This is a genomic window from Cryobacterium sp. TMN-39-2 (assembly GCF_004402745.1).
Lineage (GTDB): Bacteria > Actinomycetota > Actinomycetes > Actinomycetales > Microbacteriaceae > Cryobacterium > Cryobacterium zongtaii.
Genome location: NZ_SOFX01000028.1, coordinates 22,418 through 36,864, shown reverse-complemented (window position 1 = coordinate 36,864; position 14,447 = coordinate 22,418). Strand labels below are relative to the sequence as shown.

At 65.9% G+C, this 14,447-nt stretch carries 12 protein-coding genes; 3 read left to right on the top strand and 9 right to left on the bottom strand.

Annotated elements, in window-relative coordinates:
- Positions 1-65: 65 nt before the first annotated feature.
- From E3O57_RS10430 to E3O57_RS10390, 9 genes are all read right to left on the bottom strand, one after another.
- Positions 66-2,105 (bottom strand): glucose PTS transporter subunit IIA, encoded by a 2,040-nt coding sequence (locus tag E3O57_RS10430; RefSeq protein WP_088455402.1) that lies wholly within the window; start codon positions 2,103-2,105, stop codon positions 66-68.
- A gap of 201 nt (positions 2,106-2,306) precedes the next feature.
- Entirely contained in the window at positions 2,307-3,329 is a 1,023-nt protein-coding gene (locus tag E3O57_RS10425) for an NYN domain-containing protein (RefSeq protein ID WP_103460758.1), read from the bottom strand.
- 101 nt (positions 3,330-3,430) lie between these two features.
- Entirely contained in the window at positions 3,431-4,039 is a 609-nt protein-coding gene (locus tag E3O57_RS10420; RefSeq protein ID WP_174776335.1) for a CueP family metal-binding protein, read from the bottom strand.
- Between the two features lie 80 nt (positions 4,040-4,119).
- Entirely contained in the window at positions 4,120-4,752 is a 633-nt protein-coding gene (locus E3O57_RS10415; protein WP_103479650.1) for a dihydrofolate reductase family protein, read from the bottom strand.
- 58 nt (positions 4,753-4,810) lie between these two features.
- On the bottom strand, positions 4,811-5,467 hold the full coding sequence (locus tag E3O57_RS10410) for a YigZ family protein (protein ID WP_103479649.1): 657 nt from the start codon (positions 5,465-5,467) through the stop codon (positions 4,811-4,813).
- A gap of 23 nt (positions 5,468-5,490) precedes the next feature.
- A complete protein-coding gene (locus E3O57_RS10405; RefSeq protein WP_103479648.1) occupies positions 5,491-6,204 on the bottom strand; it encodes a GAF and ANTAR domain-containing protein in 714 nt (237 codons plus the stop codon).
- Positions 6,197-6,961 carry a GAF and ANTAR domain-containing protein gene (locus E3O57_RS10400; RefSeq protein WP_103479647.1) on the bottom strand — a complete coding sequence of 255 codons (765 nt, stop codon included), beginning with the start codon at positions 6,959-6,961 and terminating at the stop codon, positions 6,197-6,199. Before E3O57_RS10400 ends, E3O57_RS10405 begins: the two co-directional genes overlap by 8 nt.
- A 15-nt stretch (positions 6,962-6,976) precedes the next feature.
- Positions 6,977-7,405: an NAD(+)--rifampin ADP-ribosyltransferase gene (gene arr, locus E3O57_RS10395; RefSeq protein ID WP_103460744.1), complete on the bottom strand. Its 429-nt coding sequence runs from the start codon at positions 7,403-7,405 to the stop codon at positions 6,977-6,979.
- Between the two features lie 51 nt (positions 7,406-7,456).
- Positions 7,457-10,855 carry a BTAD domain-containing putative transcriptional regulator gene (locus tag E3O57_RS10390; RefSeq protein ID WP_103479646.1) on the bottom strand — a complete coding sequence of 1,133 codons (3,399 nt, stop codon included), beginning with the start codon at positions 10,853-10,855 and terminating at the stop codon, positions 7,457-7,459.
- Between the two features lie 153 nt (positions 10,856-11,008).
- Here E3O57_RS10390 and E3O57_RS10385 point away from each other — a divergent pair, with 153 nt between their 5' ends.
- The 3 genes from E3O57_RS10385 to E3O57_RS10375 all read left to right on the top strand — a co-directional run bounded on the left by E3O57_RS10385 (position 11,009) and on the right by E3O57_RS10375 (position 14,329).
- Positions 11,009-11,722 carry a hypothetical protein gene (locus E3O57_RS10385; protein ID WP_241990375.1) on the top strand — a complete coding sequence of 238 codons (714 nt, stop codon included), beginning with the start codon at positions 11,009-11,011 and terminating at the stop codon, positions 11,720-11,722.
- A 50-nt stretch (positions 11,723-11,772) separates the two neighbouring features.
- On the top strand, positions 11,773-12,828 hold the full coding sequence (locus tag E3O57_RS10380) for a DNA polymerase IV (protein ID WP_103479689.1): 1,056 nt from the start codon (positions 11,773-11,775) through the stop codon (positions 12,826-12,828).
- A 544-nt stretch (positions 12,829-13,372) separates the two neighbouring features.
- Positions 13,373-14,329 (top strand): aminoglycoside phosphotransferase family protein, encoded by a 957-nt coding sequence (locus E3O57_RS10375; RefSeq protein ID WP_103479644.1) that lies wholly within the window; start codon positions 13,373-13,375, stop codon positions 14,327-14,329.
- Positions 14,330-14,447: the final 118 nt, after the last annotated feature.

The following is a 14,447-nucleotide window of genomic DNA, read 5'->3' as shown; positions in this document are numbered from 1 at the left end:
CGGCGCCGGCGGGTACACCAAAGGTGGGCAGAGAACTCTCTGCCCACCTTTGTTCGTGCGGGGTGTTACTTGGCGGTCACCGTGAGAAGCGGGCTTCCGACGCTCACCTGGCCGGAAGCGGCCTGGTCGATCGAGCCGAACTTCTTCGGGTTGGTCACCAGGACCGGGGTGACCAGCGAGTAGCCGGCTTCCTCGATCACGGCGCGGTCGAAGGTCACCAGCGGGGTACCCGCCTCGACCCTGTCGCCGGCCTTGACCTTGACGTCGAAGCCCTTACCGGCGAGGTTGACGGTGTCGATGCCCACGTGAATGAGCATTTCGATGCCGCCGTCCAGCATCAGTCCGAAGGCGTGTCCGGTCGGCTGAGCGACCAGGACCTTGCCTGCGGCGGGTGCGTACACGGTGTTCTCGGTCGGGTCGACGCCCACGCCGAGTCCGACGATGCCCTTGCTGAACACGGGGTCGGGAACGTCGGCGAGCGGGACGACGATGCCGGCGACCGGCGAACCGATCGTGGCCAGGACGGTGGCGACCATGGTCGCCGTGCCGCCGGCGGCAGGTGCGGCGGTAGCTGCAGCGGCAACCGGTGCGGCAACCGGGGCGACGGGCGCGTGCTTGGCTTCTTCAGCAGCCGTGTCTGCGGCGAGCTGAGCGGCCGCTTCGGCCTTCTGCTCGGGCGAGAGGTAGCCGGAGAGGATCACGAGGATCATCGCGGTGAAGAACGACGCGGCAACGGCCAGTGCGTACAACGGGATGTTGTTGAACGCCGGGATGGTCAGCAGCGAGGTGAACACGAACGCGTTGGTCGTGACGCCACCGCCGAGACCGATGATGACACCACCGACGAGGCAACCGACGAGCATGCGCGGGTAGATGCGCTTGAACCGCAGGTGGATGCCGTACAGCGACGGTTCGGAGATACCACCGAGGAGACCGGCGGCAAGAGCACCCGTCGCGGTCTGCTTCATCTGGCTGTTCTTGGCGCGGATGGCGAGGAAGAGTACGCCGGCCGTGGCACCGAAGCAGGCGAAGTTCCAGGCGCCCATCGGGCCCTGGATGAAGTCATAGCCCAAGGACTGGATGTTCAGCAGCATGACGGCGTTCAGCGGCCAGTGCAGGCCCAGCGGAACCATGAACGGGTAGGCCAGTGGGATGACAATGGCGAAGATGAGCGGTGAGAAGTCGTTGATGGACTTGAGGAACTCGCCGATGGCCGCTCCGCCGAAGACGCCGATCGGGCCGATGAGGAAGGCCGTGACGGGGATCATGACGAGCATGCTCAGGAACGGCACGAAGATCAGCTGGACGCTGGCCGGGATGATCTTCTTCAGGCCCTTGGTGAGGAGACCGAGAGCGGCAGCCATCAGCAGCGGCGGGAAGACCTGCGAGCTGTAGTCGGTGACGGTCAGCGGCAGGCCGAAGATCGAGACGATGGCGGCCTTGCCGTCGAAGACGGTCTGGGCTCCGTCAGAGGCGGCCAGGGCGGAGAAGCCCGGCAGCATGACGACGGCCATGATGCCGAAGCCGACCCACGGGTCGGCGCCGAGGCGCTTGGAGGCGTTGTAGGCGACCATGAGGGGCAGGAAGACGAACACGCCCTGCCACATCAGGTTGATGAACGCCCAGCCCGGTTCCAAGGTGACGCCCGGCGCGTTCCATGCGGGGATGACACCGAGGGTGGCCATCAGCGCCATGAAGGTGATGAACAGTGAAGCGCCCAGCAGCGCGCCCAGGATCGGGCGGAAGGAGTCGGAGAGGACCTCGAAGAAGGTGTCGAGCCCGGCGAACTTGCCGCGGGGGCCCTTGGCGCGCTCGGCGGCCTTGATGTCGTCGGCGCTTTCGCCCGTTCCGACCTTCTTCATCTCGGGCAGAGCCAGGATCTCGTTGTACACGGTCTCGACCGCGCCGCCGATGACGACCTGGAAGCGGTCTCCGGACTGGGGAACGGCACCCAGGACTGCGGGGATACCCTCAACAGTCGGCAGGTCGATTCCCGATGCGTCCTTCAGTGTGAAGCGCAGTCGGGTGGCACAGTGAGTGAGCGCGACGACATTCGCGGCCCCTCCGATGCTCTCAATAATGTCTTTAGCGGGCGAGGACGCCACCTGAATCTCCTTACGGTGTGGATGCCAAACGCGTGGTTCCCGCTTGGTACACAGCTCAGTCGAACCGGGTTAGCCGACTGAGTTTCTCCTGTTAAATTTCACACAACAGTTGAATTTACACGCTCAGCGCGGCCCGCGCTGGGTCGTTAGTCCCGCAAGGTGGGGGTATGGGCCCGCCGCGGGGCCCGAAACGCCGACGGCTCAGTGTCCGGCGTTCGCCTCCGGGCGCAGCCGGATGAGGCGCTGCGAGCCGTCCTCGGCCAGCTCGGCCAGGTCGCTGCGTGAGGAGAGGAAGTCGGTGAAGGAGCGGAAGCCGAGCGGCTTCTCGTTGAAAGACGGGTCCATCCGACGCATTTGGTTCTTGACCGTGCCCGTGTTCAGCCACTCGTCGTCATCGCCCTTGGCGTGACCGATCTGCAGCGCACGAACGAGGAGCTCCGTCGCGAGCGACTGCGGGTCGATGTCTTCGGCCGTTTCCGGCTCGTCGTAGGGGGAATCGTCGGTGTGCGAGAACATCGGGATTGTCGTGAGCTTGCGGGTCGTGCTGGCCGGCGGTGCGGGCTCCACCTCAACGGGTTCGGCAGCTCGGCGGCCACCCTTGGGCTTGTCCGCACGGGCGGTGTCGGCGTCGGCGTTCGCGGTGACCTTCACGATTCCGGGCAGCGAGTCGTAGTCCTCGAACTCGTCGCACGCGGCCGCGAGAGAGGTGCTGGTGGACCCGGCGACACCGATGCCGACGACGAAGCGGCCCAGCCGCTTCGACTTCTGGGCGAGGGCGATGTAGTCGGAGTCACCGGCGATGATGATGACATGGGTGAGATCGGGCAGCCGAAAGAGGTCTTCGACCACGTCGACGGCCAGACGGATGTCGGCGCCGTTCTTCGTTCCCCGGGTGGTGGTGGTGAACAGCTGAGTGAGGTCCACCGCGCGGGACATCAGCTGGCGCTGGTAGCTAGCGTTCACGGGCACCGACCAGTCGGCGTATGCGCGGTTGACGACCAGCGTGCCGAAGGATGCGGCGAAGTCGATGATGGCGTTGAAGTCGACCGTCGCGGCGGCCAGCCGGGCGGCGACCTCGGGGTCGGCATCCCGGCTCGTCTTGTCGAAGTTGCGGATGCCGTCGCGCTGGAAGGCGTTGCGGCCGTGCAGCTGCTGATAGCGCGAGATGACGATGTTGTCGAAGTCGATGTACAGGCCTACGCGTGCGTCGTTCGGTTCGGTCATGGTGAGCTCCTTAGCCACAGGCGGAAAACTCAATAGCGATCCGGTGGTTCCAGTCTGGTGCGCGTGGTGCGGCGAGAGCAACTCGGAGCGCCCGCGGTCGGTCAACTCAGTTGCACGGTGGTGACACAGGTGGGATCGTCCGTGCCGGTGCCGACCGGCACCTCTGCGGTGTTCTCACCGTCGTCGATGCGCATCGTGAGCTCGCGCCCGGCCGGGAGCCACACATCGAAGAATCCGTTCTCAAACGTGGTGACGGTCTCGTCGAGGAACACCTCGTTGTTGGCGTCGTCGGTGATCGTCACCTGCAGCTCCTCGTCGGCGAGTTCCCCGACGCAGGTCGTCAGCGAGTGGAAGTAGCAGTCGTGGGTGTCGTTCAGATAGGGCGCGACGGAGAGGTGGAAGTCGTCGGTCGGGAGGGGGACGCCGACCTCGTCGTCCCCGCTGCTGAGGAGGAGCTCGTCGACACGGACCGAGGCCATCAAGCCGGCCGGGCGCTCGGCCAGCGGCTGTGACTGGAGTTGCTCAATGAGATCTTTCACGTCTGTGGGCGCCGCGATGTCGAACTCGGCGAGCATGGCATCGGCATCCGCCCCCAGGCCGATCGAGCCCGCAGTGGATGTGGGGCTCGTCGCACCGCCGCCGGCGCACGCTGAGATGGAGAAGAGGAGGACTAGCGTGCCGAGGCTCGCTGCAGATCGTGAACGGAACATTCCTCCAGCGTGATGCCGGCCGGTCGCCGGTCCCAGTGACCAAGGTCCCGGGAGCGAGGATGCTCAGCTTTTTCCGAGGTTCACGGGTCGGCTCGGGTCATGTCGCCCGTCGTCGGCACCAAACCCGTCGAGGCGTATCGGAGGAGAACGGCTCCCTTCTCCGAGACGGGCTCGGCGGCGAGCAGGTGCAGGGCGGCAGGCGGACCGTCGTCGGGGAACAGGCGTTTGCCCGCCCCGAGCACGATCGGGTAGACCCAGAGGTTCAGCTGGTCGAACAGGCCACCGGCGACGAGGGTGCGGGCGAAATCGATGCTGCCGATCACGTGGATCTCCCGGTGCCGCTCGCGCAGGGCGGTCAGCTCCGCGACGAGATCACCCACAAGCAGGTGCGAGTCGCGCCAGCCGAGTTCCGGCCTACCCCGTGACGCGACGTACTTGGGGATCGTGTCGAACTTGCGGGCGATGCCGGCGGCGGGCCCGTCGAGCTGATGGGGCCAATACGCGGCGAAGATGTCGTAGGTGCGCCGTCCCAGCAGCAACGCGTCCATGGCCCGGATGCCCGCGTCGACCTGGTCGCCAACGGTCTCATCGAGCAGAGGGGCCTGCCACCCGCCGAACGCGAATTCGCTATCCGTGTCTTCGTCGGGACCGCCGGGAGCCTGGGCGACCCCGTCGAGGGTGGTGAAGTGGTCGATGTGAATCCGACCGGACATATGATCTCCCTTCGGCGCGATGCAGCCCACTGTAGGCCTCTGTTGCCCCGGCGGGGCGTCAGGCGGGTTCGACGTCGACCCATTCGTGGCCGAGGGCCTTCAGGTGCGCGCTTCCGGCCGTGACGTGGGCGACGATCGCGGCGAGCCGCTCGGCGTCAGTATCGGTGATGTGCATCACCGCGTCCCGCCCATAGTCCGTGCCCAGGAGGAGCACACCCCGCTGGCGCAACTCGGCCTCGATGCGGCCCGCATCCGCATGGGGGAGGGTGAGCGTGAACAACTCACGGCGCTCGCGTCCCACGAGCACCCCGAGGGCCTGGGCCCGATCGATCGTGGTGGTCACGGCCTCCGAGTAGGCGCGCACAAGACCGCCGGCACCGAGGAGCGTGCCACCGAAGTACCGAGTGACGACAGCCAGGCAGTCGACCAATCCGCGTCCGGACAGCGCCTCCAACATCGGTCGCCCCGCGGTTCCGGAGGGTTCCCCGTCGTCATTCGAGCGGCGCACCTGATCGGGTGTGCCCCACGGCCCGATCACGAATGCCGAGCAGTGGTGGCGGGCGCCCCAGTGCTTCTTGCGCGCTTCGTCGATCGCCGCACGCGCGGCATCCTCGGTGTCGATTCTGACGAGACTGCAGAGGAATCTGGATCGTTTGACGTCGATTTCGGCCTCAACATGGCTGCCGAGGCCGCCGCGCAGAGTGAGATCAGACATGTGCCCAGTCTCGCGCAGTTGGATCAGAGGCTGAGCTCCCGGGTGACGAGACTTTGTGCGACCAGGGTCAGGGACGTCTGGTGCGAACGGGCGTGTCGGCGAATGAGGTCAAAAGCCGCCTCAATCGACACGTTGGCGGTTTCCGCGACGACGCCCTTGGCCTGCTCGATGATGATCCGGCTTGAGAGGGCTTTCTGCAGCTGATCGCGAAGCGTTGAGGCATCACGGATGGTGCGCTCCTGCAGGATGCCGATGGTCGCCACGTCGGCGAGGGCCTGTGCGGCCCGGATATCGTACTGATTGAGCTCTCCTCGCTCGTTCCGCATGAGATTCAACGTGCCGATTGTCGTCTCCCGGAGTCGCAGGGGGATGGCATAGACCGAGTGGATGCCCTGCGAGCGGGCGGTTTCGCAGAACGCTGCCCAGCGGGAGGAACCGACGTCGATGTCCGGCAAGGACACCACGGCACGGGTGCGGAAGCACTCCAGGCAGGGCCCCGCGTCAGCGTCGATTTGCATCACTTCCACGAGGGTGTTCGCCTCGCTGGTGGAGGCGACGACCTCGAGCTTGTCTGCGGCATTGGCCAGGAGAATTCCGGCGGAATCGACGTCGAGGAGATCGCGGCAGGTCTCCACCAGGGTTTGCAAGAGCTCGAGGACGTCATATCCGACAACGAGGGTGTCCGCGAAGGTGGCGAAGGCATCAAAGAGCAATTCGAGGCGGGTCGTTTCATTCATGAGATCGGCCCGTGTTGGTCAGCGCGGTGAAGCGGATCCGCCGTTCGATGACGTCCTGGGCGATCTGGCGCATCGGACGATTCTCGGCGAAGGCCCGCGCCTGGATGATCAGGTGTGCGTCCTCGGCGGTCGTTCCGAGTTGGGCGAGGACCATGCCCGTCGCCTGATGGATGAGTCGCCGTGAGAATGTCGTCGTATCGTCGGGGATGCTGTCGGTGCTGATGGCGTGGCGCAGGATAATCCGGCTGACCAGGGCTGAGAGGGCGAGCGTCTGCCCCTGTTGCTCGGGGGTGAGGGAGACCGGGGCTATGGAGTACAGGTCGACGGCGCCGATCTCCAGCGGGCCGAAGAGAAGCGGAAAGGCGAAGATCGCCCCGATCTCCTCCTCACGAATGGCGTCCAGGAAGGTCGGCCAGGAGACGCTGGTCGTGGAGGCAAGGTCGGGTTCGAGAACAGGTTCCCGGTTGACCAATGCGTCCCAGCACGGACCTTCACCGAGGTCGAATTGCAGTTCATCCACACGCCCGGCGCGGGCATCCGTGGCTGAAATCGTTTCGGCGCCAAGAAACGATCCGAAGGTCGAGATCGAGGCGCCAGAAATGGGCAGAAACCGCAGGAATGGACGGGCAAGCTCGGAGATCCGGGCTCCGCTATCGGACAGGGCATCCGATGCCATCAGGAACGGATCATTCGCCATCACTGCTATTCCTCCTGTTTTTAGCCAGAGTACGCGGCAGAGATCGGCTAGCCAACCCATTGCATTCCGGCGCGGTTAGTCGTAGATGACGGCAATACCCTGACGCTCCAGCTCAGCAAGGCCGTCCCGCATGGCTTGCAGCTGTTCGGGTGTGTGTCCGACCCAGTCCGTGAGCTCACCGATGACCTTCACCGGCTCCCGGGTGCGGTATGACCGGGTCGGATTGCCGGGGAACTTCTTGTCGGTCACATTGGGATCGTCTTCGAGAGGGCCCAGCGGTTGCACGATGTAGATGTGACCACGGCCCTCGCCGGCGGCCAGTTCGGCGCCCCAGGTTGCCGCATCCAGTGTGGCGGTCACGTAGACGTGGTTCGCGCTCCGTCCGCCGCCGAAGTTCGAACGACGGCCCGGAATCAGGAGTTCACCCGCCGCCAGGTCGGCTTTCGTGCCGTGGAACAGCGCACCCGTTTCGTGCGCTTCGAACGGTATCGGTTCACCGGTCATGAGGCCCCCAATCCGTTTCCAACCTACGCGCGAATCGGCTGACGGCGGGGATCAATCGCGGCAGGCCGGCGAGTAGGGCCGAGCGCCCAGGAGCTCCCCCCACTCCTGTTCGGTCAGTACCCGTCCCGCGACCTGACACGCGCGTTCCTCCCAGGCCGCCGGGTCGGCGATGACCACCTGCGTACTCCCATCGGATCGTTCAAGAGCCAGGGTACGTTCGCTGCTCTCCGCGCCGGCCGACCTCCGCACGACGAACTGGTCGGTGCGAAAACCCGCCGACCAGTCGCCGAGGTCCCACGTGATGATCGCGCCGTCCTCCCCGGCGGCCACCAGCTCACCGGTCGGCCGGTACTCGATCGCGGTGACCGCGCCTTCGTGATTACGAAGCGACTCCGCAACGTCTCCGGTCTCGGTGTTGAACACCACGACGCCGGTGCCGGCGGCGACAGCGAGGTGACTGCCGTCAGGGCTGAAATCGGCCACCGATGGAAAGTCAGTCAGCGGGACGGTGACGGGCGCTGCGCCCCCGGACGAGTCGACGATGCGCGCCGCGAGTAAGCCATCGCGGACCGCGATCCGACGGCCGTCCGGGCTGACGGCCAGAATCCCGGCGCCGGCGATCCGATCCAGCACGGCACCCGATGTCGTCTCGTACACCACGGTCGGTCCGAATCGGCTGGCGTACAGCCGCGAACCGTCCGGCGAGAACTTCACCGCGCCGAACTGGCCGACCCACCCGATTGGGGCGGCGAGCTCTGAACCGCTCACGTCCAAACTCAGGATTGTCGGGCCGGACGGGTTCTCCCCTCCGCCTCGCCACAGGGCGACCCTCCCGGACGGCTCGAACGGGCGTGTCGCCGCGAGCGCAGCGAACAGGGATCCGTCGGCGGAGTACTCGACATCCGCCGCTGTCCCAGCCAGGCCCGCAAAGGTCGTCACGGACGAGCGTCCTCCGTCCGCGAGATCCACCGTTCCCGTTCGCCCACTAGGACAGGGGAGGACGCTACACAGGTCCGAGGTGGCGCTGTACGCGACGGTGCCCGAAGCGGGGTCGACGGCCGATGACACCACATTCCCGCCGAAGGGGCCGTACTCGCCGAGCTGCGAGCGGCTGTCAAGATCGAAGAGGCGCACATCGTCATCGCTATCGATCACCGCTGCTCGAGTCCCGTTCTCCGCGACCGACATGCTCTTCGCAGCCACACCGTCTTCCTGGATTCGAATGATGCTCGTCAAGCGGGGCGCGCGCGCGAAGACCCGCACAAGATTGACACGTGTTTCGGAACTGTCCCAGAGCTGGATGGCCTCGACCGCGAGCAGCAGCGCGCGATCGAAGTGCGGCTCCTCGAGCGCCGACGCGGCGACGCGGCGTGCCTCCCCAACCGTCGCACGCTCGCCCGCGAGGTTCGTCTGGAAGCCCGCGATGAGGCCCGCCGTGACAGCGAGGATCGCGAGACCCGCCGCGCCGGCCGACACCCATTTCAGACGTCGCACCATCCGGCGCTCTTTCCGCAGCTGCCTTTGGGCGGCCTCGAGTCCGGCGGACTCCTGCTCAGCCGCCGCGTTGAGGAAGTCTCGCTCGACCGGCGTGAGTGCGGGATCGGCCGCATCCCTCCAATGCTGGGTCGCCGTCAGCCGGCCGCCGCGATAGAGCTCGCTTTCGGGTCGTCCCATCGCATCCCAGGCGGCGGCCGCGGCTCCAAGGTGTCGCATGATCCGCTGGCCCTCGACATCGTCCGCTAGCCAGTCCTTCAACCGGGGCCATTCCCGTGCGAGTGCTTCGTGCGACAACTGCACCGATTCCTCGTCGGTGGTGAGCAGGCGCGCATCGACCAACCGATCGACAATCCTCGCGTGGGCGTCGTCGATCGAAATCCGTGAGCGTTCAATCCGACGAGCTACGACCGCACCGTCCGCGGACGCTTCGACGAGTCGGAGGAGGATGTCGCGCAGCAAATGCCTGTCCTCAGCCGGGAGCGCGGCGATGACCTCTTCAGCCGTCTTCGCGACGGCGCCCTTGATCTCACCGGATGCCCGATAGGCGTCGACGGTCAGGACGCGGCCCTCACGCCGTGCCCACACCTGGCGCAGGGCGTGGGACAGCAGCGGAAGGTTTCGCCCATCGGCGTCGCGGACGAGGATCTCGACGAGGCCCGGCTCCAGGATGAGCCCGGCCTGCTCCCCGGGCTTTTCGATCACGGCCCGGAGCCCGTCGGGGCCGAGCGCGGTGAGCATGAGCATGTGCGACTGAATGATCCCGGCAAAGCCGTCGTGATCGGCCAAGTCGCCGAGACGGTCTGCGCGGATCGCGATGACGAGCAGGCCACGGTAGACCATGCGCTGCAGGGCGCCGAAGAACTCCCGAATCTCGGCGGGGTCGTCCGCGGCGAACGCGTGCTCGCATTGATCAACGATGAGCAGTGAGTTTCCGGGCGTGAGACCAACATCGCGCAGTGCATCGATCGGATGCTCGCCGGGCGTCACGATGGCGACTTCTCTGCCGCGGGCGATCATCTCCGCGCCGATCCCCGCCCTGACGAACGAGGATTTGCCGACACCCGATGAGCCGGTGACGAGCAGCACGCCGTGTTCGTCGAGCGCTCGCAGCGCCCCGGACAGCTCCCGCTCGCGACCGAAGTACCGCTCGGCGTCCTCCACGCGCGCGTGAGGCAGACCGAAGTACGGACACTCGGTACTCCCGGGCCGGAACACTCGGTCGGACAGCAGGGATGGATCTTGCCGGAGGATAGCTTGTTCCAGCTCAGCGAGCTCCGTGCACGGATCCAGCCCCAGCTCGGAAGCGAGAAGCCCTCGCGCCCTGCGTACGGTGGCGATGGCCTCCGCCTGCCGCCCCTGGCGATATTGCGCCACGCTCAGCACCACCCATCGTCGCTCCCGCAGTGGAGCTTCGGCGACGCGGGCGCGCGCCAATGCGGCGACCTCCTGAACCTCGCCGGCCTGGAGCCGTGCGTCGAGGAGAAGCTCCTCGACCCCCAACCGCATCTCCTCGAGACGACCGGACTCGATCTCTGCCGGCGCCCAGTCAATGAGGTCGACGAAGGGCTCACCTCGCCACAGCGCGAGCGCCTCCGAAAACGTATGCGTGGCACGCTCGGGTTCACCGAGCTCCAGTTGCTGAGTGCCCCGCGCAACGAGTCGCTCGAACTGATCGGCGTCGACCGTGAGGTGCTCCGCGGACAGCCGGTATCCGAGTGCGGTGGTCTCGATCTGCGCCGGTGCGATCAGCCGGCGCAACCGCATGATGCATCCAGGAATGACGTGCGACCACGACGCGGGCAAGTTGTCGCCCCAGAGCGCCGCCGCGAGGGACTCGACCGACAGGGATTCACCGAGGCGGACCGTGAGCGCACTCATCACCGCACGATCGCGCGGAGCAAGAGGAATCCGACCGTCGTCAAGAGTCAGCGATCCAAGGACGCGTATCTCCATGACGCCACTGTGCGCTCGCCTCCGACATCAGTCAAGACGGCCGATACCGGGCTGATACCGGCCGGCTGGGCTTCCGGTATGCAGCTGATATCGGCGCGTCCTTTACTGACTTTGCAGCCATCTCGCTGCACGGTCCGAACGGAAGGATCAGACATGTGGACATCATCCCGGCGCTCCGGCGCCACTCATCGGACGCGCTCGCCGCTGGCGGGTGTCGTGGTCGCCCTGCTGGCGTGCGCCGGTTTCGCGGCCTGCACCGCAGCGGCCGAGACGCCCGCCCCCGCACCGACCGCGGAGACTGAAACGACCAAACCGCTGCCGGCGACCGGTGCCATCGACGCCGGCACGTACGTCGTCTACGGCTTCACAGCACCCTTCGAGGTCACCGTTCCAGACGGCTGGGAATCCTTCGGCTGGGGTGTCCTGAAGGATTGGGAGGTCTTCGTGAATTTCCTGAGCCCCGGCTATGTGCCGACGGATGCCTGCGCCTGGCAGAACGCGCTCGTCGCCGTGGACCCGTCGCCTGAGGCCTTTGTCGCTGCGATGACCGCGCAGGCTTCAACGGAGACCACACCGCCGGTTGAGGTCGTGATGGGCGACTATTCAGGCTTCGAGTTCGACTACTCCGTCGAGAGCGGCATCAACATCAACGACTGCGGCAAGGAACACGTCTGCCTCTGGTCGGAACAGGCCACCGACTGCACACGCGGGTACTCAATGGTGACCGAACGCGAGACCGAGCGGGTGCTCGACCTGAATGGCGAGCTCGCTCTCTTCGCGGTGGGTGAGTTCCAATCGGTCACTGACGAGTTGACGGAAGAGGCGCGCGCCGTCTTCGATTCGATCGAGTTCGTCCGTGAAGAGTGACACTCTCGACGAGGTCGGGGCAGACTGGCGGCGTGAGCGGAATCCCCTGGATACTGCACGTCGATCTTGACCAGTTCATTGCGGCGGTCGAAGTGCTCCGACGACCGGAACTTGCCGGCCGGCCGGTCATCGTCGGCGGTCGGGGTGACCCCACGGAACGAGCGGTGGTGTCGACCGCCTCTTACGAAGCCAGGGCGTTTGGCGTGGGCTCCGGGATGCCCCTGCGCATTGCGGCCCGCAAGGTGCCCGACGCCGTGATCCTGCCGGTTGATCAGGAGGCGTACCTCGCGGCGTCGGAAACTGTGATGGCTGCCCTGCGTGCGCAGCCCGGAGCCACCGTGCAGGTGTTGGGTTGGGATGAAGCCTTTGTCGGCATAGAGACCGAGAATCCGGAAAGCTACGCCCGGCAGGTGCAGGCTGCCGTTCTGGAGCGGACTCTGCTGCAGTGCAGTGTGGGCATCGGCGACACTCTGGTCCGCGCCAAGGTCGCCACCGGTTTTGCCAAGCCGGCCGGCGTCTTCCGTCTCACGGCCGGGAACTGGCTCGGTGTCTTGGGCAGCCGGCCCACCAAGGATCTGTGGGGCGTGGGAAGCAAAGTGTCTGGCCGGCTGGCGAAACTCGGTATCAAAACCGTCGCCGAACTCGCTTCGACCGACCCCCAGCACCTGATCCCGGAGTTCGGGCCCAAGATGGGGCCGTGGTACGCGGAACTCGGACGCGGGGACGGTGCCAGTGTTGTGGATGACACCCCGTGGGTCGCCCGCGGGCATAGCCGGGAGACCACCTTCCAACGCGACCTGACCGACCCCGCCCAGGTGGACGACGCCGTGCGTGAGCTGACGGCGCGGGTGCTCGAGGATGTCCTGGCCGAAGGGCGGCCCGTCATCGGGCTGACCCTCAAGATTCGCTATGCGCCGTTCGTCACCACGACACGCGCGAGAAAGATCCCCGACACATCTGACCGGAGCGAAATCCTCGCGGGGGCCCTGGATCTCGCGGCCGGGATCGAAGCGGGCCGTCCGATCCGGCTCCTAGGCCTGCGAGCCGAGATGGCGATGCCCGACGACGCCCGACAGGGCCATACGCCGACGCGTGGCGGTTGGTGACAGCGACGTTCCCGCCTGGCGCAAGGCCTGGAATCGATGACACGGAGAAGCACCTGGCTTGGATGACCGGCCTCGAGCCGCTGGTCGCTGACGCCCTGACTGGTCCCGAGGCGGATCGGCACTACCAGGCGCGGGCGGTCACCCTGTGCGCCCTGACTTGCCTGGACGTCTGCTCAGCCGAGTGGGTGCACCGCGGCGGCGACGTGTCATCTCGGCAATTGCTCGACGAAGCATTCTTGATGCTCAGACCCGCACTCTTGACCGCCTAAACCCCTAGAACCCGCGCTGGCCTCTCTCGATGTCTGCTCGAACGTCCGACAAGGCTTGAGCCAACTCCGGGTCAGAACCTCGAAGATCCCGAGCTGCCGATGGGTTGAGTCGCCGCCGCGAAGACAGCAGGTAGAAGGCCGCCAGAATGACGAGCGCGAGACCTAGACCACCCCCGGCGATGAGCACAATCATGAGAGCGCCGGCGGTCATAGGAGTTCCCTTCGTGGCCTTCAAACAGAGTTGTTGGCTATAGCCTCACACCAAAAGCGGGTCAGTGCAGCTGAATGACGAGAAGATGGGGGGAATGGATACCTTCCCAGAGATCAGTTCTGCTTTCAGAGCGGAGGTTACCCGCCGTGATGCCTTAGCGGCCCAGTGGCTTGAGGGTCTACCTGGACTTTGGCGAAGCCTGGCGGCGGCATGGGGCTTGGACGTTGTCGGATCCCCACGGACCGGCGCAACCTCACTCGTCGTTCCAGTGGTCACACGGACTGGCATCCGCGCCGCGGTGAAGCTCGTGAGTCCGGTGGTCCGTATCGAGGCCGAGGTGTCAGCGCTATCCGCGTTTGGGGGTCTGGGGGCGGTGATTTTGCTGGATGCGGACACCACGCGTCAAGCGATGTTGCTTGAGTGGATAGACGGCCCAGCGCTTAGCGAGATGGCGGACAAAGGTGCCGCGATGGCGATTGCCGGCCAGCTCAGTCACGAGTTGGCCACTGCGACTTCACCGGCCGGTGCGCCTGGCCTCGCCGGACAGGCGTGTGGTTGGTTGGCCCAACTGCGCGAACAGCACGAGGTCGCACAACAATCTGGTTCTGCGATGTCAGACGAGCACCTGCAGCTGGCTGTCCGGATTGTTCAGCAGCTCGCGTCAGACGGCACATCGACCCTTACCCATGGAGATCTCAGTCTCTCCAACATCCTTCAGGCGGATTCTGATCGCTGGGTCGCCATCGACCCCCTCCTGCTGATCGGGACCTCGGCCAACGAAGCACACACAGTGGTTAGAAGCCACTTGAGTACCGCCATGAGCGCTGACGCCCCTGTCGCAGTCCTGGCCGACTGGACTCGACGCTTTACCGAGACGGCAGGAGTCGACTACACCTGGGCTCAAGCTCTCTCTTTCGCGCGTTACGTCGGGTCGTACTACTGGGAGTCACAAAACGAGGGGGCATCCGCTAACGTGGCCAGACTGAGGCGGGCAGCGCTACTGCTGGCTCCGCTGGTCTGAGTCCTTGGGTGCACGGGGATGAACCGCCCTTCCGTGCAATGAGTAGCGGGGGATCATCCGACATCTGGGAGCAGGTTGCGAGACATCACACGGGCTATGCCTTTGCCGTCGGATGCTG